The 23,840-nt window shown below is 40.2% G+C and carries 23 protein-coding genes and 2 riboswitches; of the genes, 15 read left to right on the forward strand and 8 right to left on the reverse strand.

The genetic code is table 11. The features are described from left to right. Positions 1 to 2: 2 nt before the first annotated feature. The 3 genes from AAJG31_RS23045 to AAJG31_RS23055 are packed head-to-tail and all read right to left on the reverse strand — an operon-like array spanning position 3 to position 2,512. On the reverse strand, positions 3 to 857 hold the full coding sequence (locus AAJG31_RS23045) for a sugar nucleotide-binding protein (RefSeq protein ID WP_054549191.1): 855 nt from the start codon (positions 855 to 857) through the stop codon (positions 3 to 5). Next, the gene (locus AAJG31_RS23050; protein ID WP_279495423.1) at positions 854 to 1,882 is read right to left on the reverse strand and encodes a polysaccharide biosynthesis protein; all 1,029 of its coding nucleotides are present in this window, start codon (positions 1,880 to 1,882) and stop codon (positions 854 to 856) included. The genes AAJG31_RS23045 and AAJG31_RS23050 overlap by 4 nt, the downstream gene beginning before the upstream one ends. 30 nt (positions 1,883 to 1,912) lie before the next feature. Then, positions 1,913 to 2,512, reverse strand: a complete 600-nt coding sequence (locus AAJG31_RS23055) for a glycosyltransferase family A protein (RefSeq protein WP_016993848.1) — start codon at positions 2,510 to 2,512, stop codon at positions 1,913 to 1,915. Positions 2,513 to 2,768: 256 nt separating this feature from the next. Between AAJG31_RS23055 and AAJG31_RS23060 the strand changes: the two genes are divergently transcribed. Beyond that, complete coding sequence (locus tag AAJG31_RS23060) at positions 2,769 to 3,857, forward strand: glycosyltransferase (RefSeq protein WP_259419672.1); 1,089 nt, start codon at positions 2,769 to 2,771, stop codon at positions 3,855 to 3,857. A 118-nt stretch (positions 3,858 to 3,975) separates the two neighbouring features. Beyond that, positions 3,976 to 4,416, forward strand: coding sequence for a GNAT family N-acetyltransferase (locus AAJG31_RS23065; protein WP_048392339.1), 441 nt, complete (start codon positions 3,976 to 3,978; stop codon positions 4,414 to 4,416). A gap of 97 nt (positions 4,417 to 4,513) precedes the next feature. Here the strand turns inward: AAJG31_RS23065 and AAJG31_RS23070 are convergent, their stop codons facing one another. From AAJG31_RS23070 to AAJG31_RS23090, 5 genes are all read right to left on the reverse strand, one after another. Continuing rightward, complete coding sequence (locus AAJG31_RS23070) at positions 4,514 to 8,011, reverse strand: S8 family serine peptidase (protein WP_115673361.1); 3,498 nt, start codon at positions 8,009 to 8,011, stop codon at positions 4,514 to 4,516. Between the two features lie 147 nt (positions 8,012 to 8,158). Beyond that, positions 8,159 to 8,995 (reverse strand): ATP-binding cassette domain-containing protein, encoded by an 837-nt coding sequence (locus AAJG31_RS23075; RefSeq protein WP_279495420.1) that lies wholly within the window; start codon positions 8,993 to 8,995, stop codon positions 8,159 to 8,161. Next, on the reverse strand, positions 8,992 to 9,765 hold the full coding sequence (gene cbiQ, locus AAJG31_RS23080; RefSeq protein ID WP_279495417.1) for a cobalt ECF transporter T component CbiQ: 774 nt from the start codon (positions 9,763 to 9,765) through the stop codon (positions 8,992 to 8,994). The genes AAJG31_RS23075 and cbiQ overlap by 4 nt, the downstream gene beginning before the upstream one ends. Positions 9,766 to 9,770: 5 nt before the next feature. Continuing rightward, on the reverse strand, positions 9,771 to 10,043 hold the full coding sequence (locus AAJG31_RS23085) for an energy-coupling factor ABC transporter substrate-binding protein (protein ID WP_009370241.1): 273 nt from the start codon (positions 10,041 to 10,043) through the stop codon (positions 9,771 to 9,773). A 3-nt stretch (positions 10,044 to 10,046) separates the two neighbouring features. Beyond that, the gene (locus AAJG31_RS23090) at positions 10,047 to 10,793 is read right to left on the reverse strand and encodes an energy-coupling factor ABC transporter permease (protein ID WP_048392343.1); all 747 of its coding nucleotides are present in this window, start codon (positions 10,791 to 10,793) and stop codon (positions 10,047 to 10,049) included. Positions 10,794 to 10,941: 148 nt separating this feature from the next. Beyond that, positions 10,942 to 11,127, reverse strand: a riboswitch (cobalamin riboswitch). Positions 11,128 to 11,379: 252 nt separating this feature from the next. Further along, positions 11,380 to 11,562: riboswitch (cobalamin riboswitch) on the forward strand. 145 nt (positions 11,563 to 11,707) lie between these two features. Between AAJG31_RS23090 and AAJG31_RS23095 the strand changes: the two genes are divergently transcribed. Genes AAJG31_RS23095 through cobA form a run of 13 tightly spaced genes read left to right on the forward strand, consistent with a single transcriptional unit; the run spans position 11,708 to position 23,814 of the window. Beyond that, positions 11,708 to 12,079 carry a (2Fe-2S) ferredoxin domain-containing protein gene (locus AAJG31_RS23095; protein WP_004231296.1) on the forward strand — a complete coding sequence of 124 codons (372 nt, stop codon included), beginning with the start codon at positions 11,708 to 11,710 and terminating at the stop codon, positions 12,077 to 12,079. Between the two features lie 4 nt (positions 12,080 to 12,083). After that, a complete protein-coding gene (gene cobJ / locus AAJG31_RS23100) occupies positions 12,084 to 13,751 on the forward strand; it encodes a precorrin-3B C(17)-methyltransferase (protein WP_279495413.1) in 1,668 nt (555 codons plus the stop codon). 14 nt (positions 13,752 to 13,765) lie between these two features. Then, the gene (locus AAJG31_RS23105; RefSeq protein ID WP_279495412.1) at positions 13,766 to 14,701 is read left to right on the forward strand and encodes a sirohydrochlorin chelatase; all 936 of its coding nucleotides are present in this window, start codon (positions 13,766 to 13,768) and stop codon (positions 14,699 to 14,701) included. Then, positions 14,698 to 15,459: a precorrin-6A reductase gene (gene cobK / locus AAJG31_RS23110; protein ID WP_103118386.1), complete on the forward strand. Its 762-nt coding sequence runs from the start codon at positions 14,698 to 14,700 to the stop codon at positions 15,457 to 15,459. Before AAJG31_RS23105 ends, cobK begins: the two co-directional genes overlap by 4 nt. A 12-nt stretch (positions 15,460 to 15,471) precedes the next feature. Beyond that, entirely contained in the window at positions 15,472 to 16,131 is a 660-nt protein-coding gene (locus tag AAJG31_RS23115; protein WP_004231303.1) for a precorrin-8X methylmutase, read from the forward strand. Further along, positions 16,131 to 17,264 (forward strand): cobalt-precorrin-5B (C(1))-methyltransferase, encoded by a 1,134-nt coding sequence (locus AAJG31_RS23120; protein WP_048392348.1) that lies wholly within the window; start codon positions 16,131 to 16,133, stop codon positions 17,262 to 17,264. The genes AAJG31_RS23115 and AAJG31_RS23120 overlap by 1 nt, the downstream gene beginning before the upstream one ends. Continuing rightward, positions 17,221 to 18,441, forward strand: a complete 1,221-nt coding sequence (gene cbiE / locus AAJG31_RS23125; protein WP_279495408.1) for a precorrin-6y C5,15-methyltransferase (decarboxylating) subunit CbiE — start codon at positions 17,221 to 17,223, stop codon at positions 18,439 to 18,441. The genes AAJG31_RS23120 and cbiE overlap by 44 nt, the downstream gene beginning before the upstream one ends. Next, a complete protein-coding gene (gene cobI / locus AAJG31_RS23130) occupies positions 18,434 to 19,141 on the forward strand; it encodes a precorrin-2 C(20)-methyltransferase (protein ID WP_004231310.1) in 708 nt (235 codons plus the stop codon). Before cbiE ends, cobI begins: the two co-directional genes overlap by 8 nt. Continuing rightward, positions 19,141 to 19,926 (forward strand): precorrin-4 C(11)-methyltransferase, encoded by a 786-nt coding sequence (cobM, locus tag AAJG31_RS23135; protein ID WP_004231312.1) that lies wholly within the window; start codon positions 19,141 to 19,143, stop codon positions 19,924 to 19,926. The genes cobI and cobM overlap by 1 nt, the downstream gene beginning before the upstream one ends. Further along, on the forward strand, positions 19,919 to 21,040 hold the full coding sequence (locus AAJG31_RS23140; protein ID WP_048392350.1) for a cobalamin biosynthesis protein: 1,122 nt from the start codon (positions 19,919 to 19,921) through the stop codon (positions 21,038 to 21,040). Before cobM ends, AAJG31_RS23140 begins: the two co-directional genes overlap by 8 nt. An 11-nt stretch (positions 21,041 to 21,051) precedes the next feature. Then, positions 21,052 to 22,419 (forward strand): cobyrinate a,c-diamide synthase, encoded by a 1,368-nt coding sequence (locus tag AAJG31_RS23145; protein WP_279495404.1) that lies wholly within the window; start codon positions 21,052 to 21,054, stop codon positions 22,417 to 22,419. Beyond that, the gene (locus AAJG31_RS23150) at positions 22,412 to 23,050 is read left to right on the forward strand and encodes an NAD(P)-dependent oxidoreductase (protein WP_009370253.1); all 639 of its coding nucleotides are present in this window, start codon (positions 22,412 to 22,414) and stop codon (positions 23,048 to 23,050) included. The genes AAJG31_RS23145 and AAJG31_RS23150 overlap by 8 nt, the downstream gene beginning before the upstream one ends. Then, entirely contained in the window at positions 23,047 to 23,814 is a 768-nt protein-coding gene (gene cobA, locus AAJG31_RS23155; RefSeq protein WP_054549204.1) for a uroporphyrinogen-III C-methyltransferase, read from the forward strand. The genes AAJG31_RS23150 and cobA overlap by 4 nt, the downstream gene beginning before the upstream one ends. Positions 23,815 to 23,840 lie beyond the last annotated feature (26 nt).

Here is a 23,840-nt window from a genome sequence, read left to right on the forward strand (position 1 = left end):
GATCATTGAAAATAGTGAGGATATAAGTGTTTATGCTGCAATATCCATTCCTTCATCTCTATCATCATTTCTTCGTAGCTAGGGACAATAAATGAAAAGTCATTTCTTGTATTTATTAATGTTTTATTGATTTGAACAACGTGATGAGGAAGAATTTTTATACTGTTGTTCAAGAAGTGCTTATTAAATAGATGCAGTAGATCGTGTTTAGAAATATTTGTCGTATTGACGAGATGATAGAGTCCTGTTAAATCTTGTTGTGCAGCGCGTTCAATGGCTTTAGCCAAAGTAAGTGTTGTCACTCCCGTCCAAATAGCACCCGAATAGCCATAGACGGGACTTTTTTGTTGCATAAACCAATTGAAGAGTCCGATGCCATCCTTTTTCAAATCAGGACCAATTATGGAATTACGAAATGTTATGTGCTTGTCGTTATTCACTTCCCCTATACCTTTGGTGCGGTCATAAAAGGTTTCCCCGTCTAGTACACTATTTTCATAGTAGGGAGCACTTTTGCCTGAAAATACGCAGTCGGTACTTAGATGAATAAGCTTTGTGTGTCGATTTTCAAGGAGAGATACAATGGCATGCGGTAAATAGCTATTCAGTAAAACACTTTGGGCAGGATGAGCCTCACAAGCATTGTTTAAAACACCAATACAATTAATGACGACATCTACCTCATTGTCTAGTAGTAGCGACCTTAAAAAATGGGAGTCTGTCACATCACCTGTTCTATTATTGCCATAGGGAAAAGGGGTTCGAGAGTATGTTGTTACATCATGCCCTTGTTCACATAAATAGATGGCAATGGTATGACCAGCCATGCCTGTAGCACCGAGCACTAAAAATTTCATGGTTTTCCTCCTGTCCAATGAAGGAGCTCTTCTTGTATAAGAGGCAATGTTAATAGCTTTACTTTAATGTCAGCCACACTTAATTGTTGGGTATTGTTCGAGTTATATTCATCCGTTAATGTAATTTTTGGAGAGCCTTCATCGAGGTATTTTCCATAATTTAAATCCCGATTATCCGCGGGGATTCGATAGAAATGGCCCATATCAATAGCTTTTGCCGCTTCTTCTTTCGTACATAATACTTCATACATTTTTTCTCCGTGCCGTGTTCCGATAATTTGCATGGCGTTGTTCGCTTGAAAGATCTCAAGTAAAGCCTGTGCTAAATTTGCTATTGTGGCAGCAGGTGATTTTTGCACCATAATATCCCCGTTTTGAGCATGCGAGAATGCGTACAATACCAATTCTACCGCTTCCTCAAGGCTCATCATAAAACGTGTCATATGAGGGTCCGTAATCGTTAAAGGTTTCCCAGCCTTTATTTGTTCAATGAATAATGGGATAACCGAGCCTCGTGAAGCCATGACATTACCGTATCGAGTGCCACAAATTAGGGAATGGTGAGGGTCAACCATTCGTGACTTTGCAATAAACGTTTTTTCCATCATTGCCTTGGATATACCCATCGCATTGACAGGGTACGCTGCCTTATCTGTTGACAGGCAAATGATTTTCTTGACGCCAGCTTGAATGGCGGCTGTTAGTACGTGATCTGTTCCTAAAATATTGGTTTTCACAGCTTCTAAGGGAAAAAATTCGCAGGAGGGAACTTGCTTGAGAGCGGCGGCATGAAATACATAGTCAACATTATACATCGCATTGTGAATGCTTTGAATATCGCGGACATCCCCGATATAAAATTTAATTTTTGTATGCTGATAGTGTTTTCGCATATCATCTTGCTTTTTTTCATCCCTTGAAAAAATCCGAATTTCCTTGATATCTGTATTTAAGAATCGCTTTAATACGGCGTTCCCGAAAGAGCCCGTGCCTCCAGTAATCAATAATATTTTATCTGTAAACATTGTATAGTTCGTTACACCTCCTGCATGCTATTATTTCAATCCTCTTTGATGTAGGTCACATTCTGAGTTCTCCCTAGGGTAGTTGTACCAATAAGCAAATTCGTTAGTATATTTACTTGTCGGATTTTTATCCATCAGGGCACAATTAAAATCCCAATCTCCTGCAATATCTTTGCGTATCGTAAATTTCGCATCTCCAATTAAACTTCTCCTGATAATCTTAAATTGCCCAGGTAAGGAATAGCGGTTGGATTCATCTTTAATAAAAGCAAAGCCATTTTTAATAATCATGTTGTAATAGTAAATATCAAATGTGCCATCCACTTGTGCTAGTACATTGCGAATAGCAGGTAAATAGTGGTCATCACTATCGATGATGGCTATATAATCTCCTGTTGCTTCTGCAATGCAGCGATTGTAGGCAACACTCGCACCTAAATTCGTTGGGTGAACGATGATTTTTAAAGCTGCACAGTTTTTCTGATAATCCTGTAAAATGGCTAGCGTATTGTCTGTAGATCCATCATCTACCACAATAATTTCATAGGCATATTCTTTTGGAATACTATCAAGCATCGTTACGATCCATTCTTCGCTATTAAATGCAGGTGATAAAAAACTAATCTTCATCTGATCCCTCCATTCTATGTTCATTAGTAGAGTTGTTCCATGTGACTGAGTAGATCCTTTAATACAATATGCGTAGACGTAGTGCTACTGTAGGCAATTGCTTATTTTAGGATGTTTTTAAGAGAGTGTTTTTAGATAGAATTTTTATGTTTACTAGAGATATGGCATAAGAAAGACGAAAATTTACTAATATAAGCACATTTAGCAAGAGAGGTCATAAACTAGCGAGAGCGCTTTTTTTAGAAAGAGGGATACGATGACAAAAAGGATAGCATTTATTTGTAGCGTAGAATCTTACAAACTTTCGGATGCCCATATTTTCAAAGATTTGTGTCTAGTGCCTATTTTGTTGGGGGAACATTTAGGCTATGAGGTCACTATTGTCACGACAGAAATGAATGAAGCTCTACTTCAACAAGTCTTTCCCACTGTAAAATTTGAGTCTGTACCATTTGAAGATGATTATGTGGTGAATATGAATGCCTATTTAGCCCAGCATGCAAGGGACATCGACATTGCCTTTGCTATTGGACCCTATCCATCCTATTTAGCTATTTTGAAAACCTATAAGCATTTTAATCCAAATGGCAAAATTTATATGAAATTAGATGTTAATCGATTTTGGCTAAATCGATTAAAAACCTATCCCTATTTTTTAGAGTTGTTGCAGCTTTGTGATCTCCTTACCTCTGAATGCATATCTATTCAAACAGCAATCAAAGACTTTTCACAATTGGATGTTAAACATATACCCAATGGTTTTTATGAACATTTCCCCACAGAGCCAGTGCCGTTTCACGAGAAAGAAAATAGAATTCTAACAGTTGGGCGATTGGATGCACCAGAGAAGCAAACAATTTTGACAGTCAAGGCATTTTTAGCAGCACAACTGCCAGATTGGGAGCTTCGTTTAGTAGGGCCGATGTCAGTCTCATTTCAAGAAGAGCTGAGACTATTACTAGATAGTCATCCGTTTGCCGCTCAAGTAACGATGGTAGGACCTATTGTTGATAAGGTCCAGCTAGAAGAGGAGTATCGTAAGGCTAAAATTTTTTGCTTAACGTCTTTAGTCGAATGTTATGCCCATGTCTTTGCGGAGGCAGCTAAAAATGGTTGCTATATCGTGACAACAGATGTGGATGGTGCTGCTGATATTACACAACAACAGCGTTTTGGTACAATCCATCCTACACATGATTGGGAGGCGATAGGTCAGACATTGCAACAAGTTGCAGCACACGAATCATTATTGGCAGATACTTGTGTCCAGCTTCAAGCATTTGCCCGCAAGGAATTAAATTGGAGGCAGATCGTCAAGAAGGTTGCCAATTATTTAGGTGAATAAAAGTGAATCTTTTCTGGATTGAGAGGAGTATTCTTTTCTTTATACCAGTATTTCCTATATAATAAAAACTAGTTTTATAAAGCTAGACAATCATGGGTAGACACAAGGGGAGACTAGAATGGAAATACTACAAGCAACAATGGATGAACTAGAGGACTTAGCAAAACTGTTTGATGAATATCGTCAATTTTATGGAATTGAGTCAGATATAAGCAGTGCCAAGGCATTTTTACAATTACGATTGGCCTTGAAAGAATCCGTCATTTTTATCGCGCTGATGGATGACAAGATAATTGGATTTACACAATTATATCCAACATTTTCGTCCATTGCTTTACAGCGAGCCTATATTTTAAATGATATTTATGTAACAGAAGATGCTAGAGGCCTAGGGGTGGGCAAGGCATTGATGGAAAAGGTATTTCATTATTGCGAGCAACAGTATGCTCGCTATGTCACGTTACAAACGGCGGCTGATAATGTAAATGCACGTAAGCTTTATGAAAAGCTACAAATGAAGCAAGATGAATATTGTAATTATGTTAAATATTTTATGTAAGCCGAAGTGGTGAATCTCATCGTTGGATGAAAATGCTTCTTTCAGATCATAAATATCCCCTAGATCGTTTTGATCTAGGGGATATTTTTAATTCTAACTATTTTATTTCAAGCGTATAGGGTTGTGTGCTAGCTTTGCCATCAAACTCACTTACTTCAATATAGTATTTGCCTGCATCAAGCTCCACCGTACCAACCTCGGCATCACCAACACCGTAAAGATCGAATGTTTTGACGGTTTTTCCGTTTGCATCTAACACTCGAATAACACCATCCAACGCTTTTTCTGTTTGGAGTGAGAAGAAGACTTCGCGTTTCTGATCGTTATTCCATTCAAAATAGTCTTTATCACCAAATGGTATACCTGCATTTAAATATTGCGTTGCAACCCATTTCTCATCCTTTTTCACAAGAACAGATGGCTTGCTAGGTACTCCATTTACTAATTTTGAATCCGCATCTTCATCCACATGCTTATGATCAAACAATGTTAATGTATAAGGCTGAATCGATACTTGGCCAAGCCCCATGCTGTTGACTAGAATAAAATAGCCTCGATCCTTCTTCGCCTTAAACGATGTATTTACATCGTTTGTACCCATCATTCCAAGTAACATTTCAAGAATATTATCACCTAAGCCAAATGGAATTTCTGTCTCCATTTCTTTGGCATCAATCTTCATATTGCCGTTCGTATCTTCGATGATAGCTCCTGCAAATTTCAAGTCTTTTTGTAGTTCTTTAGGTAGCTGAGCTAATTGTTCATTTGTAAAGGGAACCGAAGAAAGAAGCAGACTCATGACTTCATCATTGCCTTGTTGCTTATAGTAATAATAATCTACATCATCTTGATAAATCAGGTGGTCTCTATAAGTAGTACCTGGTTGAATTTTTAGCGCTTTTGCTTCCTCATGATTGTTTGGATTGTACTCTGCTGGAATATCGCCTATTTTCTTTGTTTTCAATGTATAAGGCTCAGCAGATCGTTCTCCAGCATTGACAACGGCTACCACGTATGTTTTGTCCTTTTTCAATGGTATGACCTTTGCATCGTCTTCGTTACCAGCTGAACCAAGTAGTAGTGCCAGTATACCAAGGTCATTAGTTAAGGAAGAAACGGGAATTAATTCTTTTGTTTCTTCATCATATTCAAACACTGTACCTGTCGGCATTTGGTTCATGCCTTTCAAAAAGCTGAAGCTATAAAGGGCGTCTTCCTTCGCTTTAAATAAGAAATAATCCTCATCATAATCTGTTTGGAAATAAGCTTTTTGATCGTCACCTATTTCAAAGCGGATTGCCTGCTTAATGATAGGGTCAACATTTTCTAGGTTGCCTGAAGCCGTAGGATTCAATAACATACTCATCAGGCTGTCAATTTCATTACGTTTTTTTATGTTGTTTTCTATAAGCGGTAATTGGCTCTCTGGAACATTTTCTTCGATCATGGCTTCATCTACAGGTAGACCATCCTCATCAGGTGGGAGGGAAACTACTTCACCTTTTAATGTGTAAGGGATCATCGATTCGCTGATCGTTTCTTCTTTTTCGATGCCGCCACTAAAGAACATCTCCATAGAAAACTCGCTATTACTTTCATTAGATACACTTAAAACGTACTCTTGATCTGGAACAGCGTCGATAATCATACGAACCGGTTCACCTTTTGCTGTACCATAAGCGGTCTGCATTGGATAGGCTTCTTCTTCACCTTCATCATTTTCAGCTTGATCGATTTCTTCTGGTGGCACAGGATTAAAGTCATCTTTTAGATAAAGCTCCATAGAGGCAGTGACACCTGGAATTCCCGATAGATCAAATTGTAACGTCGTCGGTTTTTTGACAGAGAACGTGAAGTAATCTTGATCTTGTTGTTGATCTTTTGACAGTAATGTATAGTTTTTACCTGCTGTACTATATGGGAACTTTTTAATAGGCTCCATCGTAGACTTGTCTATTGTATCAATTGGCAAGTCCTTCGTCGTTTGTGCTGTAAAAATGTAAGTAGATTTGCCTTTTAAACTATAGCTTCCATTATGGTCTTTGACACCAATGACAAGCGTTCCCTTTTGATCTGCTTTAAATAGATAACCTTCTTTTTTTCCTACGCGAACATCATTGACATGGATAGGCTCTACATCACCAATCCCGCTATTTGGGTAGAAATATAAATCAAAGGCATAGTCGTATTTGTCAGCGCCTTTTAATGTTAATTGAGCATATTCATTTTCTTCTAAATCGACTTTATACCATTTCTTTTCGTCTTGCTGTTCAAAAGCACCCTGTTCTGTATTTAGCTTATTTTTAGCAAGGATCTTGGCGTTCTTAATACGATCTTCCTTTGTCTCTGAATAATGCTTAGGCAGTTTATTTAAATCAAATTGTAATGCTTTTACAGGATCAACTAATCCGTGACCATAAGTAAGATCATAGCCTTTCTCGCCCAAATCTTGTGCGGTCATTTCTAAAATCGCTTCTATTTGATGCGGTTTTAAAGATGGGTCTTTGGATTTAAGAAGAGAGGCGATACCTGCCACGACAGGAGAGGCCATGGATGTTCCACTAAACTTGACAAAAGATGATCCTTTCTTCGCATCATGAACGGTACTATAAATGTCTTCACCTGGTGCAACAATATCCACAGATGGTCCGTAATTGGAGTAGCTTGATAGTTTGTTGCGTTCGTTTGTTGAACCAACACTAATGACACCTTCGAAAGAAGCGGGGAAGGAATATTCATCTGTCGATTCATTTCCTGCGGCCGCCACAATTGTAATCCCACTATCAATTGCCTTCTGAACGGCTTCCTTCATCAGGGGAGATTCACCATAGCCTCCTAGACTCATATTAATGACGTCAACGCCCTGCTCAATTGCATAAAGAATACCCTGTGCAATGATGAAATCATTAGCACCTTCTTTGCCGTTAAATACATCAATTGGCAGTAACTTTGCATTCGGATTAATCCCATGCCCACCTACGCCATTATCTTTTGCTGCGGCGATAATACCTGCCACATGTGTTCCGTGATCGCCTGAATAGGTAGTATTAGCAGGTGCTGCTGCATTATAGGGTGGGAGTACTTGTGACTTTAGATCGGGGTGTTTAAAATCTACACCAGAATCAATGACAGCAACTGTGACATCATGGTTGCCTGCTAATTCTAGTGCCTTATCCATTTGCAGTAAGTTTAAATGATACATCTCTTGTTTTTTAGGATCAGCTTCTTTATTAAAAGAATGATAGATGTAACTAGGAGATACACTTGATATTCCGTTTTGCTTTAAATAGTAAGAGACGGCTTTTTCGATCGATACGCCCTTATTTAGTTGTACAACATCATACCCTAATGAAGGAATGGAGCGGATGACCTTGGAGCCAATTTTTTTATGTACGTTTTTATCAAGACCTGAATGCTTGATAACAATTGTATCCTTACTCATCCATTTTTCTTCATTCTTCTCTGTTTGTTTCGCACTGTTTGCCAGCATGTTTTTCGCTTTATGCTGAGGTGCCTCAGCAAAGGCAGAAGCAGCAGGAACCATGAGTGCAGCAGATGCTACAACAGCGACTGATTTTTTATACCAACTTTTCAATTGTTATCTCTCCTTGGTGTTATAAATTAAATCTCGACTATATTAATACGGACAAAGATTAGAAAAGTTTCGTAATGGAGGAAAATTTTTCTTTGCTATTTTAACTTTTGGTAGGTATAACGAAAAAACCAAGCCTTGTTAAAAGCTTTAGATCTGTTCTATTAATTGTTGTAGCTCCTGCTTGGAACGAGGGATGTTGATATTTTCCTGCAATAGCTTCTTTTTTTGCAAAGCTATGACCATTTCAAAAATCCATGGACGTTCAAGATGCGCGCGATGTAACAATTCGTCTTCATAAAACAAGGTGATTGGATCACCGTTATAAATAATTCTTCCAGCCTCCATAACAATGATTAGATCTGCCCATTCATAGGCGAGAGGAACGTCATGGGTTGCTAGTAAAATGGTTCTCTCACCATCATCTAATTTGGCTAAGTATTGTAATACTTGTGTAGCATAATAATTATCAAGACCGGCTGTTGGTTCATCTAACAAAAGGACAGAGGGCTCCATCGCTAAAACACCTGCCATTGCTACACGTTTTTTCTGACCTACGCTTAAAAAATGAATGGGTTTATCAAGCAAATCTTCCACTTCGGTTTGCGCAACGGCCCATGCTATTTTTTCTTCCGTTTTTTCAGTAGACCAGCCGAGATTCAATGGTCCAAATGCTATATCTTGCTTGACGGTCCCTGAAAAAAGCTGATGATCTGCATTCTGAAAAACAATGCCGACTTTTTGGCGTAGGGCCTTTAAAGCTTTTCGACTATATTCCAGATCGTTGCCTTCGAATACAATCGTCCCAGCTGTAGGTTTTAAAATACCGTTAAGATGTTGAAATAAAGTCGATTTTCCTGCGCCATTATGCCCGAGTATGGCGATTTTTTTACCTTTTGGAATGTCTAATGTAATATCTGACAACGCCTTCGTACCATCCGCATAGGCATAAGATAATTGGTTGAGTTCAAAATAAAATGCTGTCATGTAAAATACCCTCCGTATACGATGAGGACTAGTAAAATAGCTGCCATGCCTAGCCAATTTTTCTTGCTATAAGAGCCCATCTCTTGCCAGTAGACGGCATCGCCTCCACGTGATTGCATGGCATTGTTGAGCTCTCGGCTACGCTGAAACATTTCCACAAATAATGCCACAATAAGCATGGAGACAGAGCGTAGCCATTGCATCGGTGAATGATAGCCAAGACGTGCTTGCTGGGCGAGATGTATATTTTGCATACTTTCTAAAAACATAAAAATAAAACGATAGGTTAGTTCGACGAGCTCCACTAATAAAGAGGGGAGTCGCCATTGTCGTAGCACATAACATATTCCTTGTACGGAAGTGGTTAGAATTAAAAAGTATAAACAACTAATGCTGCCAAGGACAATAAAGAACAGCTGTTGCGCTACTAACATACTTGCGTTCCCAATAAAGACAGTCCAATTCCTCCATGTAAACGACCAAATATGGGCAGGGAGTGTATTCGTTGATGATGTAAAGGAAAGTAAAATAGATACGAGACTTGTTAATAAGAAAAAGCCAGGTAGCAATAATAATTTGCCATAGTATGCAAGCGGAATTTTTGCACCTAAAATGATAAAAGCACTCATTACAAAAAATGTAATGAGTGAAAGTCGTTCATCTCTCATGATGAGCGTTATGAGAAGTAGTCCAAGTGAAAATATCATTTTTTCTAGCGGATGAACGGACGCTAGCTTATTCAGATAGGCATACTTATCAATGAGTAACATAATGGTTAACCTTCTTTGTGTTTGCCACGCATATAGCCGATGAAGTAGCCAATAAAGCCAGCTCCTATAGCTGCCTGTAGCACGAATAATAAGCTTTCGATTTCACCACTTGGTGGCTCCCATAGACTTTCAAACCATGGTTCATATTCCGCATTGATTTCCCCAATAGCGGCTTCTGCTTCTCCATCAGCACCACCAAATTCAGCACCTTTTTGTATGAACAAGGGAATGATGGCTAACAACACAACAATTGCTAATAACAATAAATTTTTTTTCATCTGTTAATGTGCCTCCTTTGTTGAGAAAACACGTAACGTTTTTAATTCGCTAACATTGTATTTTTTCAAGAAATTCATCACTATGACCGTTAAAATTCCTTCACTCACTGCTAAAGGAATTTGAGTTAAGGCAAAAATACCTGCAAACTTTGTAAAGGATGCCATAAAGCCTCCAACCTCTGAAGGAAAGGCTAGTGCTAGTTGTACAGAAGTCACAATGTATGTACCTAAATCACCAAGCATAGCTGCAAAGAATATGGCTAGTGAAAATGACAACCCTACTTTTTGAGCCCCTTTAAAGACAAAGTAAGCAATAAAAGGACCAACAATAGCCATAGAAAAGGCATTAGCCCCTAAAGTTGTAATTCCTCCATGAGCTAATAATAAAGATTGAAATAATAAAACGATTGTTCCAATTACACTCATTGCTAGAGGGCCAAAGAGTACTGTCCCAAGTCCTACACCAGTTGGGTGAGAGCAACTACCTGTAACAGAAGGGATTTTTAGGGCGGATAGCACAAAGGCAAAGGCTCCTGAAAGCCCCAAAAGCATTTTTGTTTCAGGATTTTCATCAATGGTTTTTCGAATAGAACGCAATCCTAGAATGATAAATGGGATAGAGATCACCCACCAAAAAATAGCCCATTCGATTGGTAAAAAACCTTCCATGATATGCATGGCAAAGGCACGTTTTGGCACGATTAAAAAGGCCAGTAAAAAATAACTAAGTTTCCACCATGATAATTTCAAAAAGCTTTCCTCCTAACTAATTAATAGATTTTTAGAATATTGCGTGCGTAATTAAAAAAAGCACTTCTCCACTGGTGGAAAAGTGCATAGCTAAAAAAGCAAATAACAGTCTCATCTGCTAAGCCGCACACCTATCCTCGTAGGTTGAAACGATCACTTATTTTTCGGCAGGTCTCCTGGCTCTAGCTCAATGCTTTATAGGTCTTCCCATCCGTTGGACAGTGACATATTCTATAAAGCTCCCTATTACAGTGGCGGGACCGCGCCGGACTCAAACCGGCTTCCCTTTTAAGCAAAATGACAAACACTTTGCACCGAAAAACATTCAAAATGTGAGATTTCACGACAAAGTGTAACATGAATTTCCATAAATATGCTATACCTTTTATAAAATTTTTAAAATTAAAGGTCAACGGTGAATATTCTGATAAAAGTTTGTGCGCAAATTATATAGATTTATATAAATTTCATATCTAGTTCCATTCAAAATTGATAAATTTGTCATAAATTTTTAAAGAAATATTGAAATTTTAAAATAATAAGATATGATAAAGACAGTTTTCTATTTAAAATTCTAATAAAAATTTCATATAAAACGTCAATAAGTGCTCGAATAGCTCGAGATAATAGGGAAATTGGTGAAAATCCAATACAGCCCCCGCTACTGTAATAGCTGATGAAATCGCAAAGCCACTGGTGCAAACTTGGGAAGGTGCGACAGTAAAATGAAGCTTAAGTCAGGAAACCTGCTTATTTGATTGTGCATGCAAACTTTTCGGAGGGAGAAGTTGAAGCGAAAGCGAGTACCTGTATTTCATTCTATTCGTTTTTATTTGGCTTCTACAAAACCTTTACTCTTCGTTATAGAGTAAAGGTTTTTCTTTTTCCAAAAAGCAAATGAGGGGAGACAGAAGATGACAACTTGGAATTTAGAGGGGATGAAAACACATCTCTTTATTTGCAATGGCAGTAGCTGCATGAAAAAGGATGGGGAGGAAATTACCTTAGCCATTCGAGATGAGATACAGCGGCAAGCACTCGATCAGGAAATACATACGACAAGAACGCGCTGTAATGGACGCTGCAAGGATGCTTGTGTGGTAATCGCTTATCCTCAAGGAAACTGGTATCGTGTGCCATCAACAGAGCATGCTAGAACACTAGTACAAGATTTACATCATGAATCCTTATACAACGAACATGTCTTTACACTTCGTGAAGGTACATTACAGCGTACTGCTCAAACAACTGCCATTAAAGGGATCGAAAAGGTGAAAGAGGGGTAACAACATGGCGCAAAAAGGAAAAATTTTCGTAGTAGGCTTTGGACCTGGAGATTTTAAGCATATTACGACACGTGCAGTAGAGGCTTTACAACAAAGTGATATGATTATAGGCTATAAAACCTATGTAGAGCTGATTCAAGATTTAGTAAGTGCAAAATCGATTGTTAGTACAGGCATGACAGAAGAAGTGTCGCGTGCACAGGAAGCCGTTCGTCAAGCCGAAGCAGGGAGCATCGTCTCAGTAATTTCGAGTGGTGATGCAGGCGTCTATGGCATGGCAGGATTAGTCTATGAGGTGTTAATTGAGCTAGGCTGGACAGAAGCAACAGGAATTGAAGTTGAAATTGTTCCTGGGATTTCTGCGATTAATTCATGCGCTAGCATACTTGGTGCACCTATTATGCATGATGCTTGTACAATCAGTTTGAGTGACCATCTAACACCTTGGAATTTAATTGCAAAGCGTGTCGAGGCAGCTGCAATGGCGGACTTTGTCATTGCTTTATACAATCCTAAAAGTGGACGTCGAACAAGACAAATTGTCGAGGCTCAACGAATACTCTTAGAATATCGTTCGCCAGACACACCAGTTGGGCTTGTGAAAAGTGCCTATCGAGAACGTCAAGAAGTGACCATGACAACACTAGCAGAAATGCTAGAACATGATATTGGTATGTTGACAACTGTCATTATCGGGAATTCGTCAACATTTTTCTATGACAATAAGATGATTACGCCCCGCGGTTACCAACGTAAATATACCCTGGGTGAAGAGAAACAGCCATTACGTCCACATCAACGTTTACGCGAAGAAAATGAACCTTGGGCAATGAACCAAGAGACAGGAACAGCGCGAAATGACTTTACGGCTGACCCTAATGCAGGGCGCTTTAATAAACCCAGTATAGCCGCTACGCCAAAGCCGAAAAAAACAGCTCTTGAAATGGCTACAGCGGCACTTGCAATGGTAAAAGGGACAAGCGCAGTCAAAGTAACACCGAAGCTTGTACAGCAAAAAATAGAATCTATTTTTGAATTAGCAGTAAGTCCTGGTGTAGCCAATAAGTTTTTTACTCCCCAGCAAATGATGATGTTAGCGGAGGTCGTTGGGGATGAGGGGACGATGGAATACACACCAGATCATCAAATTCATTTGAAAATACCAACGACTGCCCCTGAACAGATCACAGAGAAATTACAGAAAGTAGGGTTTTTATTAGCCCCGATTGGTGATGTGTTATCACTGAAGGCTTGTGATTTTTGCTACGGTGAAAAGGCTGATTCAATACCATATGCAGAGGAAATACAAGAAAAACTAGGCGGTATGTCCTTACCGAAGACATTAAATATTGGCTTTAATGGCTGTGGGATGGCCTGTTATCGGGCTGTATTTGATGATATTGGCATTGTCTACCGCAAAAGTAAATTCGATGTCTTTATTGGAGCAAAACCAGTCGGTCGTACAGCACACGCAGCACAGCCTGTTGTAGAAGGGCTGGAGCCTGAGCAGCTGATTCCACTCATTACAGATATTATTGAAGAATATAAAGCAAATGCTCATCCAAATGAACGCTTGTTTAAATATTTTAAACGTGTGAAAAAGATACTGCATTTTACGTATCAAGATATGTCTTCCAAAATAAAAGTAGAGCCAGCTCCGTGCGGCGACTAGTAAGGAGTAGAGAGATGAAAGCTATTTTATTTGTCGGCCATGGGAGCCGTTTAGCAGCAGGAAATGATGAGGTTCGTACATTTATCGAACAAATGACACCTCGTATTGATGAACAATTTTTAGTGGAAACTTGTTTCCTTGAATTTGCTTCACCTAACATCGAAGAAGGTATTACAAACTGTGTGAAAAAGGGAGCTACAGAGGTACATGTAATTCCAATCATTTTACTGCATGCAGGCCATTCAAAACTGCATATTCCAGCGGAAATCGAGCATGCGCGTGAGCATTATCCAACGATTACCTTCACATATGGTCAAACAATTGGTATCCATGATGAAATCTTTGCCATTTTACAAGATCGCCTAGCTGAAATTGGCTTTAATTCAGAACAAGAGCAGGAAGACACAGCGATTTTATTGATTGCACGAGGTGGCAGTGATCCATCTGCTAATGGTGATTTTTATAAAATCACGCGACTTTTATGGGAAAAACTACCTGTAAAATACGTAGAAAGTGCTTTTATGGGTGTCACAGATCCACGAGTTGAAGAAGGAATTGAACGTTGTGTCAAACTAGGTGCAAAAAAAATCATCATGTTACCATACTTTTTATTCACAGGCATTTTGATGGAACGCATGCATGGCATGTGTGAGAAGTTTAATGAACTTTATCCAGATTGTGATATTCAAATTGCTAACTATTTTGGCTACCATGTACGGTTACAAAATGTTTTATTAGAGCGTATTGAACAGGCAATCAACGGTACATCAACAGGTATGCAAGATCTAGAAGATTATCGCGCCTATGCGGCAGTACATGGACATGCACATCATCATCACCATCATGATCACGATCACGATCATGGACATGCGCATCATCATCACGACCATCACGATCACGATCATGGGCATGACCATCACCATCATCATGAAGAGGAGCCGGTAAAATGATTTTCATGTTAGCAGGGACAAGTGATGCAAGGGATCTAGCCCTAGCATTACAACGTGCAGGTTATGCGGTAACCGCTACGGTCGTCACTGAGTCGGCAGCCTCTAGTCTTGCTGACGTTGGCCTGCCACATTTAATCGGTAGACTGACAGCTGAGGAAATGGCGACCATCATGACAGAGCAGGGCTATCAATTGGTGGTAGATGCTTCTCATCCATTTGCGGAGGAAGCCTCTAAAAATGCGATGGCAGCGGCAAAGCAGGCAAAGATTCCTTATATTCGCTATGAAAGAGCTCATGAACATTATGCCCATCCTTTGATTACTGTTGTAAAGGATTATGAGGAGGCAGCTCAGCTAGCTGCAGAAAAACGCGGTGTCATTATGCTAACGACAGGTAGTAAAACACTCGCTACATTTACAAGGGTTTTACAGGGCTTAGAAAACACAAGAGTAATCGCTCGTATGCTTCCACGACTGGATAATATGGAAAAATGTGAGGCACTTGGCGTGGCGCAGCGAGATATTGTGGCTATTCAAGGTCCGTTTTCAAAGGAATTAAATGAAGCTCTATTTCGTCAATACGGAGTGACATTGATGATTACCAAGGAAAGCGGTAAAGTGGGCTCAGTTGATGAGAAGCTAGAGGCAGCTCTCGCATGCCAGATTGAAACGATTCTTATTGCACGACCAAATATACAGTACGGCCAACAATATTCAACATTTGAAGAAGTATTACAGGCTGTTGAACATACAATTTAGGAGGCATTTTCCATGGATTTTAAAACAGATTTTAAACCATTAACGGTAGACCCAGATAAAATTTACGATTACAGTTTCTCTATTATTGCAGAGGAAATGGGCGAGCATGACTTCTCAGAAGATGAATGGAAAGTTGTACGTCGCATTATCCATGCCTCAGCTGATTTCGAGCTAGGTCGTAGTGTCATCATTACACCAGGTGCTATTGAAGCGGGTATCAAGTCTATTCTTGCAGGACGTCATGTCATTGCAGATGTGCAAATGATTGAAAGTGGCTCTGGTAAAAAGCGTTTCCAAAAACATGGTGGTGATTTGCATTGCTATATTGCGGATGAAGATGTATCAATAGAAGCGAAAAAACAAAATACAACACGTGCCATTATTTCGATGCAAAAGGCATCAAAATTACATGAAGGTGGTATTTATGCCATTGGTAATGCACCAACTGCATTGCTGGAATTGATTCGATTAATTAAAGAAGGGCTAGCAAAACCAGATTTAATTATCGGTATGCCTGTTGGTTTTGTGTCAGCAGCTGAGTCAAAAGAAGAGCTGCTTAAACTAGAAGGGATTCCATACATTACAAATGTTGGTCGTAAAGGCGGTAGTACAGTGACGGTTGCTGCTTTAAATGCCATCTCACTTTTAGCGGACGAACAGGCGAAAAAATAATGGAGCGGAAGCCAAAAAAGGACCCCAAGGACATGCGTCACGGTTATACGACGGGAGCCTGTGCAACTGCTGTATCAAAGGCTGCACTGCTTGCCCTTATTACTAAGGAGGAGCAAGAGACAAGTACGATTCATTTACCTATTGGTCGAGATGCAACCTTTACAATTGAAAAATGCATATTTGAAGAAAATGCTGTCAGCTGTGAGACGATTAAAGATGCTGGTGATGATCCTGATGCGACCCATCAGGCACTCATCGTTGGCACAGTGAGCTGGGCAGATACACCTGGGATTCATTTAGATGGAGGTATTGGCGTCGGGCGTGTCACAAAGCCTGGCTTGCCAGTGCCTGTCGGAGAGGCAGCCATTAATCCTGTACCTCGTAAAATGATTTATAGCACGGTCCAAGGTGTGTTGGACGAATTTCACATTACACGAGGCGTGAATGTGGTGATTTCTGTACCTAAGGGTGAGGAGATTGCTAAAAAAACGTTAAATGGACGACTCGGTATACTTGGGGGCATCTCAATCTTAGGCACAAGGGGAACCGTCGTGCCTTTTTCGAGTTCTGCTTATATGGCCAGTATTGTCCAAGCCATCAGTGTAGCGAAAGAGGCTGGCTGTGAGCATTTAGTGGTGACAACAGGTGGACGAAGTGAGAAGTTTGCGATGAAACAATACCCACATCTAGCAGAAGAAGCGTTTATTGAAATGGGTGACTTTGTAGGTTTTACATTAAAGCATTGTAAGCGTCTAGGCATCAAACAAGTTTCACTCGTTGGGATGATGGGGAAATTTTCTAAAGTCGCACAAGGAGTCATGATGGTGCATTCCAAAAGTGCACCAATCGATTTTAATTTTTTAGCACAACTGGCAAAGGATATAGGGGCAGATAGAGAAACGATAGCACAAGTTCTGGAGGCAAATACAGCTTCACAAGTAGGTGAGATGATGATGGAGAAGGGCTATGATGCGTTCTTCCATCGTTTATGTGAGGCTTGCTGCTATTCCTCTATCCATCATATTAAGGGCGGTTTAACGCTTTCCACATCGATCTATTCGATGCAGGGACAATTATTAGGAAGGGCTGATGACATTGCATCGATCGATGAAGTTGATTGGGATCGGGGATAACGGATTAGCAAGCTTATTACCCCAATACCTTCAGTGGATTGAAGACTGTGAGGTACTTGTTGGTGGTGAGCGAGTACTTGATTTTTTCCCAGACTTTATGGGTGAAAAAATCTTGATAAAAGGAGGTCTTTCAACACTTGTTGAAAGATTGTCTGAAGAAACAAGAAATACTGTGATTCTTGCATCTGGAGATCCATTATTTTATGGCATCGGAGGCTATTTAGCCAAAAAGCTACAAATAGAGGTTTATCCCTATATGAGCTCTGTCCAGCTGGCCTTTGCGAAAATGGGAGAGAGCTGGCAGGATGCTTACGTAACGAGTATTCATGGACGACCAATGAAGGGCTTGGCACAGCGAATTGATGGCAAAAAGAAAGTAGCACTTTTAACAGATGTAGAGAATAGTCCGAATGCTCTTGCTCGATATTTAAAGTATTTTGGTATGACGGAATATCGTGCGTTTGTAGCCGAAAATTTACAGGGCGACAACGAAAAAAGTGGCTGGTACTCGCTCGATGAAATGGAAGTTACTCATTTTTCTCCTTTAAATGTCGTGGTTTTAAAACAAACAATAGCACCGAAACGCTACACACTTGGGATTGATGATGAGGAATTTTCACAACGAAAGCCAGATAAAGGACTTATTACGAAGAAAGAAATTCGAGTTTTAAGTTTGCAAGCCATGCAGCTTCAACGGGATAGCATTATTTGGGATATTGGCACATGTACGGGATCCATGGCTATTGAGGCAGGTAAGCTTGCTCCTGAGGGACAAGTTTTTGCTGTAGAAAAAAATGCCCCTGATTTAGAAAACTGTCTTCAAAATCAACAAAAATTTCGAGTCGATATAACTGCTATCCATAGTAAAGCACCAGAGGGTTTAGACAACTTTCCAGACCCTGATGCCATTTTCATCGGGGGCACTGGTGGTGAAATGGTTGAGTTACTGCAATTATGCTGTCAGCGTTTAAAGCAAAATGGGCGCATTGTCTTAAATGCGGCGACTATTGAAAATTTATATAAAGCTGTTGAGGCATTTAAAGCTTGTGGTTTTGCTGTTGACATTTTACAGGCTCAGCTGGCACGCAGTAAACCAATTTTAGATATGACACGCTTTGTTCCATTAAATCCAATATACATTATTTCCGCTTATCGAAAGGAAGAAAATCATGAGTAATCTAGGAATTTTATATGGCTTGGGCGTTGGTCCTGGCGATCCAGAATTAATTACAGTAAAGGCATTTCGAGTGATTCAGGAATCACCTGTTATTGCTTACCCAAAAAAGCTAAAAGGCAGTAAAAGCTATGCCCATCGTATTGTAGATGTGTATATTAATCCAGAAGAAAAAGATATGCTTGGTCTTGTATTCCCAATGACGAAAGATGAGGCTGTTCTAGAACGTGAATGGACAAAGTCAGTAGAACTTGTCTACGAAAAATTACAAGCAGGCAAAGATGTAGCCTTTGTTACAGAGGGCGATCCTTTATTGTATAGTACGTTTATTCATATGATGAAGCTAATGCAGGACAAGCATCCAGATGTCGAAATTCGCACGGTACCAGGAATTTCTTCGTTTAATGGCTCTGCATCACGCTTAGGCATTGCGTTAGCGGATGGTGATGATCGTGTTGCGATTATTCCTGCGTATGACAATTACGAAGCTATGCGTGAAGCGATTGAAACACATGATGCTGTTGTTTTTATTAAAGTGGCGAAAGTGATTGATTTAATGCTTGAAGTGCTACGCGATTTAGATTTATTAGATAAAGCATCCGTGGTGACAAAGGTAACATCTGATGAAGAAATCATTTGGGATGTGCGTGAGTTGGATGGGGTCGATTTAGAATATTTAACATTAATGGTGGTGCGTAAATAATGAAAAAAATCTATATTGTCGGCGCTGGTCCTGGTGATCCGGATTTAATTACAGTCAAAGGTTTACATATGTTACAAACAGCGGACGTTGTCATGTATACAGATTCTTTAGTGAGTGAGGACCTTATTGCGAAAGCTAGACCAGATGCGGAGGTCATTCGTACAGCTGGTATGCATTTGGAGGAAATGGTTGCTGTGATGGTGGACCGAGTCAATGCTGGTAAAACAGTGGCACGTATGCATACAGGTGATCCAGCGATGTATGGTGCCATTATGGAGCAAGTTGCGCTATTAAAAAAGGAAGGCATTGGGTATGAAGTAATTCCAGGAGTTAGCTCTGTATTTGCATCGGCCGCTGCAATCGGAGCTGAGCTAACAATTCCTGATCTAACACAAACCCTTATTCTAACACGTGCAGAGGGGCGCACACCTGTACCAGAATTTGAAAAGCTGCGTGATTTAGCGAGCCATCATTGTACAATTGCCTTATTCCTTAGTGCAACGCTGACGAAAAAAATTGTCAAAGAGCTACAAAGTGCTGGTTGGGCTGATGACACGCCTGTAGCAGTTATTCAACGAGCTTCATGGCCCGATCAAAAAATCGTACGAACAACTTTAATCGAATTAGATGAAGCGATGCGTGTGAATGGTATTCGTAAGCATGCGATGATTTTAGCGGGCTGGGCATTAGACCCGAACATTCATGATAAAGATCAATATCGTTCGAAGTTATATGATGCAAGCTTTACACACGGCTTTAGAAAAGGTGTGAAGACAAGTGATTGAGTTACAAGAGGGTGTGTTACCAGAGGTTGATCAACGTAATCCTTATGCCGTTGTAGCCATTACGAAGCATGGTGTCCAAATAGGACGTCGTCTGCAGCAAACCTTTGCAGCAAGTGATTTATATTATATGAGTAAATTTGAACAAGGCGATGAAGAAGAAAAGCATATTCAACTATTTACAGGAACAGTGCGCCTGCTATTGCCAACACTATTTAAGCAATATAAAGGGTTGATTTTAATTATTTCACTAGGGGCAGTTGTACGAATGATTGCGCCGATTTTAAAGGATAAAAAGACAGACCCAGGTGTTGTGGTGATTGATGATCGAGGGGAAAATGTTATTAGCGTATTATCAGGGCATTTAGGTGGTGCCAATGAGCTAACACACGAGGTGGCAGCTGCACTTGGTGCAAATCCGATTATTACAACGGCTTCTGATGTACAAAAGACGATTCCAGTTGATTTATTTGGAGCCCGCTTTGGCTGGGTATGGGATAGTGCGGATAAATTGACACCAGTTAGTGCATCTGTTGTAAATGAGGAACATGTAGCCATTGTACAGGAAACAGGCGAACGTGATTGGTGGATGCGTGATACACCGATGCCAGAGCAAATTAAAATCTATCCATCAACACAGGCAGCCATCCAAGCTACTCCCCATGCCACATTATTAATAACAGATCGAATCATTGAACCTGAAGAAGAGGTTCTTCTAGAAAACGGTGTTATTTATCGCCCAAAATCCATTGTGCTAGGAATGGGCTGTAACCGTGGTACATCTTTAGAGGAAATTGAACAAGTAATCGATGAAACCTTGGCAGAGCTAAAGCTTTCGAAAAAAAGTGTGAAAGCCTTATGCACGATTGATTTGAAGAAAGATGAGCAATGTTTCTTAGAGATTACGAAGAAATATGATTGGGAGTTCGTTACGTATACACCGGATGAATTAAATGAAATCGAATTTCCATCACCCTCTGAAACAGTCTTTAAATATACAGGTGCATACGGAGTGAGTGAACCAGCAGCTATGCGCTATGCACAGGTTCCATCACTTCTATTAGAGAAGAAAAAATCGGGTAATGCTACGATTTCAGTTGCTAGATACCTATTTTAAGGAGGAAGTCCATGCAAACAAATCGCTTTGTACTAGCTGGTACGGGTAGTGGTGTAGGCAAAACTACTTTTACCATTGGACTGATGAAGGCACTTCAAAACAAAGGGAACGTGGTGCAGGGCTTTAAATGCGGTCCTGATTATATCGACCCAACCTATCATACAGCTGTAACGGGCAGAGTATCACGTAATATTGATAGCTGGATGTTTTCACACGAAGCAGTCCGTGATATTGTGGCACGTGCAAGTATAGATGCAGATGTATCTATTATTGAAGGTGTGATGGGCTTTTATGACGGTAAAAGCCCTTTATCTGACGCTGGGTCTGCTGCTGATATTAGCGTAGTGACAGAGAGTCCTGTTATTTTAATTGTTAATTGTGCTAGCATGGCGCGTAGCGTAGCAGCAGTTGTGAAAGGCTTCCAATTACTATCAGATAAGCCGAATATCGTTGGTGTTATTGCGAACCAGGTTGGTAGTGTCGGTCATTACGAAATTGCGAAGGCAGCTATTGAACAAGAATGCGGCATACCTGTTATTGGCTACCTAAAGCGTGAGGAAGGGATCGATATCCCGAGTCGTCATTTAGGGTTAGTACCTGCTATTGAAAGAGGAGAGCTAGATTCATTTTTTGATAAACTAGGGAACCTGATTGCGGAAACGATTGATTTGGATCAATTAATACATTTAACAAAGGCTCCTATCTTGCAAGAATCAGGCCATTTATTTAGGGAGGAGCCTTCACGAAATATTTGTATAGCAGTTGCAAGAGATGCAGCTTTTAATTTTTATTATGAAGAAAACTTGGCTTTGTTACGTGCGAAAGGTGCGACACTACAGTTTTTCTCACCGCTTGCGAATGAGCCTGTACCAGCTGAAGCAGATGGCTTGTATATTGGTGGTGGCTTTCCTGAGGAATTTGCAGAGTCACTTGCTACCAATACAGTCGTTAAAGACTCTATTCGTCAAGTCATTGCTGAAGGTCTTCCAACATTAGCTGAGTGTGGGGGCTTTATGTATTTAACAGAGGCCATTACAAATAGCCATGGCGACCGCTATGACATGGTAGGGGTAATTCCTGGAGAAGTGGCGATGCAAACAAAACTAGCAGCACTTGGTTATCGTGAAATTTTTGGCACAGCCGATAATTTCTTAATTGGTGCTGAGGAACAAGCGAAGGGCCATGAGTTCCATTATTCCAAATATAGTGGTTCTCACAATACAGCAGCCTATGAAACAATTGGTCGTTTTGGCAAAAAGAAAGAAGGCTATCAAGAAGGAAATTTAGTGGCTGGCTATACTCATTTCCATTTTGTATCAAACCCAAAGCTAGTTGACAATTGGTTAACAGCTTGTAAGAAGGTGAAAAGTAATGACTAATTATTTTCCTATTCATATCAATCTAGAATATAAAACAGTTGTGATTGTAGGCGGGGGTCACGTGGCAACGCAGAAGGTAGCATCCCTGTTACCAGCAAAGGCAAACATCGTGATTGTCAGTCCAACCTTACATAACACATTACAGTCACTTGCAGAGTCAGGGCAAATTACTTGGAAGCAAAAGGAATTTGAACCTCGTGATTTAGATGACGCCATTCTCATTATCGCTGCAACGAATGTGACAGCAGTTAACGAAGCCGTTCAAGAAGCAGCACAGCATTGGCAATTAATCAACCGAACAGATAAACAAAGTGAAAGTGATTTTATTACGCCTGCTACTGTTCGCCGTGGTCCATTGGTGGTAACTGTTTCGACATCGGGAGCAAGCCCAAGTCTAGCCCGCAAGATTAAAGCAGATTTAGAAGAGCAATTCGATGATGCTTATGATGACTATGTATGCTTTTTACAGCAAGCTCGATTAATGATTGCTGCTAAGTATGATAAAGGTCCACAAAGACGTGCGGCATTACAAGCATTGCTAGAGCCAAACATCCTTGAATGGACACGTCATGGTGAGATCGATCGACGAGAAGCATATTTACAACAACTATTGATGGGAGCAACGCAATGAAGGATGGAATCGTATATATCGTGGGAGCAGGTCCTGGTGATCCGAAGCTCATTACTGTGTATGGACTGGAATGTATTCAAAAGTCTGATGTAATTGCTTATGACCGTCTTGTAAATCCTAAATTGCTTGATTTTGCAAAAAAGGATGCGGAGCTAGTTTATTGTGGCAAATTACCTGGGAAGCATCATCTCATTCAAGAGGAAATAAATGCATTACTCGTTGAAAAAGCACAAGAAGGTAAAATTGTTACACGCCTAAAAGGTGGCGATCCCTTTGTTTTTGGACGTGGCGCGGAGGAAGCTGAAATATTAAAAAATCATGGCATTGCCTATGAAATCGTTCCGGGGATTACAGCAGGAATTGCAGCTCCTGCATACGCAGGAATTCCAGTTACACATAGAGACTTCGCGACAAGCTTTGCCCTTGTAACTGGACATGGTCGTGAAGAAAAAGGACAAGATTTTTTGAATTGGCCCGCTTTAGCTACGGGTATAGATACCGTTGCCTTTTATATGAGCGTTGGTAATATTGCCTACATTGCTCGCAAATTAATCGAAAATGGACGGAAGGCAACAACGCCAGTAGCGGTCATTGAGTGGGGAACAACTGCTCAGCAACGCACGATTACAGGGCCGCTAGATGAGATAGCCAGCATCATTGAGCGTGAAGGGTACCATAACCCTTCTATGATTGTTGTTGGCGAGGTTGTCAATGTACGGGAAAAAATTCAATGGTTTGAAGAGCAAGGTCTTACCTTTTCATAATCATTTCTTATAAGCGCACAAGGAGG

Source organism: Lysinibacillus sp. BS3 (genome assembly GCF_039614735.1).
Taxonomy (GTDB): Bacteria; Bacillota; Bacilli; order Bacillales_A; family Planococcaceae; genus Lysinibacillus; species Lysinibacillus capsici.

What these genes read in the sequence shown, in the direction of transcription:
- AAJG31_RS23045 (WP_054549191.1), bottom strand. Translation starts at nt 857, where the DNA reads ATGAAATTTTTAGTGCTCGGTGCTACAGGCATGGCTGGTCATACCATT.
- AAJG31_RS23050 (WP_279495423.1), bottom strand. Translation starts at nt 1,882, where the DNA reads ATGTTTACAGATAAAATATTATTGATTACTGGAGGCACGGGCTCTTTC.
- AAJG31_RS23055 (WP_016993848.1), bottom strand. Translation starts at nt 2,512, where the DNA reads ATGAAGATTAGTTTTTTATCACCTGCATTTAATAGCGAAGAATGGATC.
- AAJG31_RS23060 (WP_259419672.1), top strand. Translation starts at nt 2,769, where the DNA reads ATGACAAAAAGGATAGCATTTATTTGTAGCGTAGAATCTTACAAACTT.
- AAJG31_RS23065 (WP_048392339.1), top strand. Translation starts at nt 3,976, where the DNA reads ATGGAAATACTACAAGCAACAATGGATGAACTAGAGGACTTAGCAAAA.
- AAJG31_RS23075 (WP_279495420.1), bottom strand. Translation starts at nt 8,995, where the DNA reads ATGACAGCATTTTATTTTGAACTCAACCAATTATCTTATGCCTATGCG.
- cbiQ (WP_279495417.1), bottom strand. Translation starts at nt 9,765, where the DNA reads ATGTTACTCATTGATAAGTATGCCTATCTGAATAAGCTAGCGTCCGTT.
- AAJG31_RS23085 (WP_009370241.1), bottom strand. Translation starts at nt 10,043, where the DNA reads ATGAAAAAAAATTTATTGTTATTAGCAATTGTTGTGTTGTTAGCCATC.
- AAJG31_RS23095 (WP_004231296.1), top strand. Translation starts at nt 11,708, where the DNA reads ATGACAACTTGGAATTTAGAGGGGATGAAAACACATCTCTTTATTTGC.
- cobJ (WP_279495413.1), top strand. Translation starts at nt 12,084, where the DNA reads ATGGCGCAAAAAGGAAAAATTTTCGTAGTAGGCTTTGGACCTGGAGAT.
- AAJG31_RS23105 (WP_279495412.1), top strand. Translation starts at nt 13,766, where the DNA reads ATGAAAGCTATTTTATTTGTCGGCCATGGGAGCCGTTTAGCAGCAGGA.
- cobK (WP_103118386.1), top strand. Translation starts at nt 14,698, where the DNA reads ATGATTTTCATGTTAGCAGGGACAAGTGATGCAAGGGATCTAGCCCTA.
- AAJG31_RS23115 (WP_004231303.1), top strand. Translation starts at nt 15,472, where the DNA reads ATGGATTTTAAAACAGATTTTAAACCATTAACGGTAGACCCAGATAAA.
- AAJG31_RS23120 (WP_048392348.1), top strand. Translation starts at nt 16,131, where the DNA reads ATGGAGCGGAAGCCAAAAAAGGACCCCAAGGACATGCGTCACGGTTAT.
- cbiE (WP_279495408.1), top strand. Translation starts at nt 17,221, where the DNA reads ATGACATTGCATCGATCGATGAAGTTGATTGGGATCGGGGATAACGGA.
- cobI (WP_004231310.1), top strand. Translation starts at nt 18,434, where the DNA reads ATGAGTAATCTAGGAATTTTATATGGCTTGGGCGTTGGTCCTGGCGAT.
- cobM (WP_004231312.1), top strand. Translation starts at nt 19,141, where the DNA reads ATGAAAAAAATCTATATTGTCGGCGCTGGTCCTGGTGATCCGGATTTA.
- AAJG31_RS23145 (WP_279495404.1), top strand. Translation starts at nt 21,052, where the DNA reads ATGCAAACAAATCGCTTTGTACTAGCTGGTACGGGTAGTGGTGTAGGC.
- AAJG31_RS23150 (WP_009370253.1), top strand. Translation starts at nt 22,412, where the DNA reads ATGACTAATTATTTTCCTATTCATATCAATCTAGAATATAAAACAGTT.
- cobA (WP_054549204.1), top strand. Translation starts at nt 23,047, where the DNA reads ATGAAGGATGGAATCGTATATATCGTGGGAGCAGGTCCTGGTGATCCG.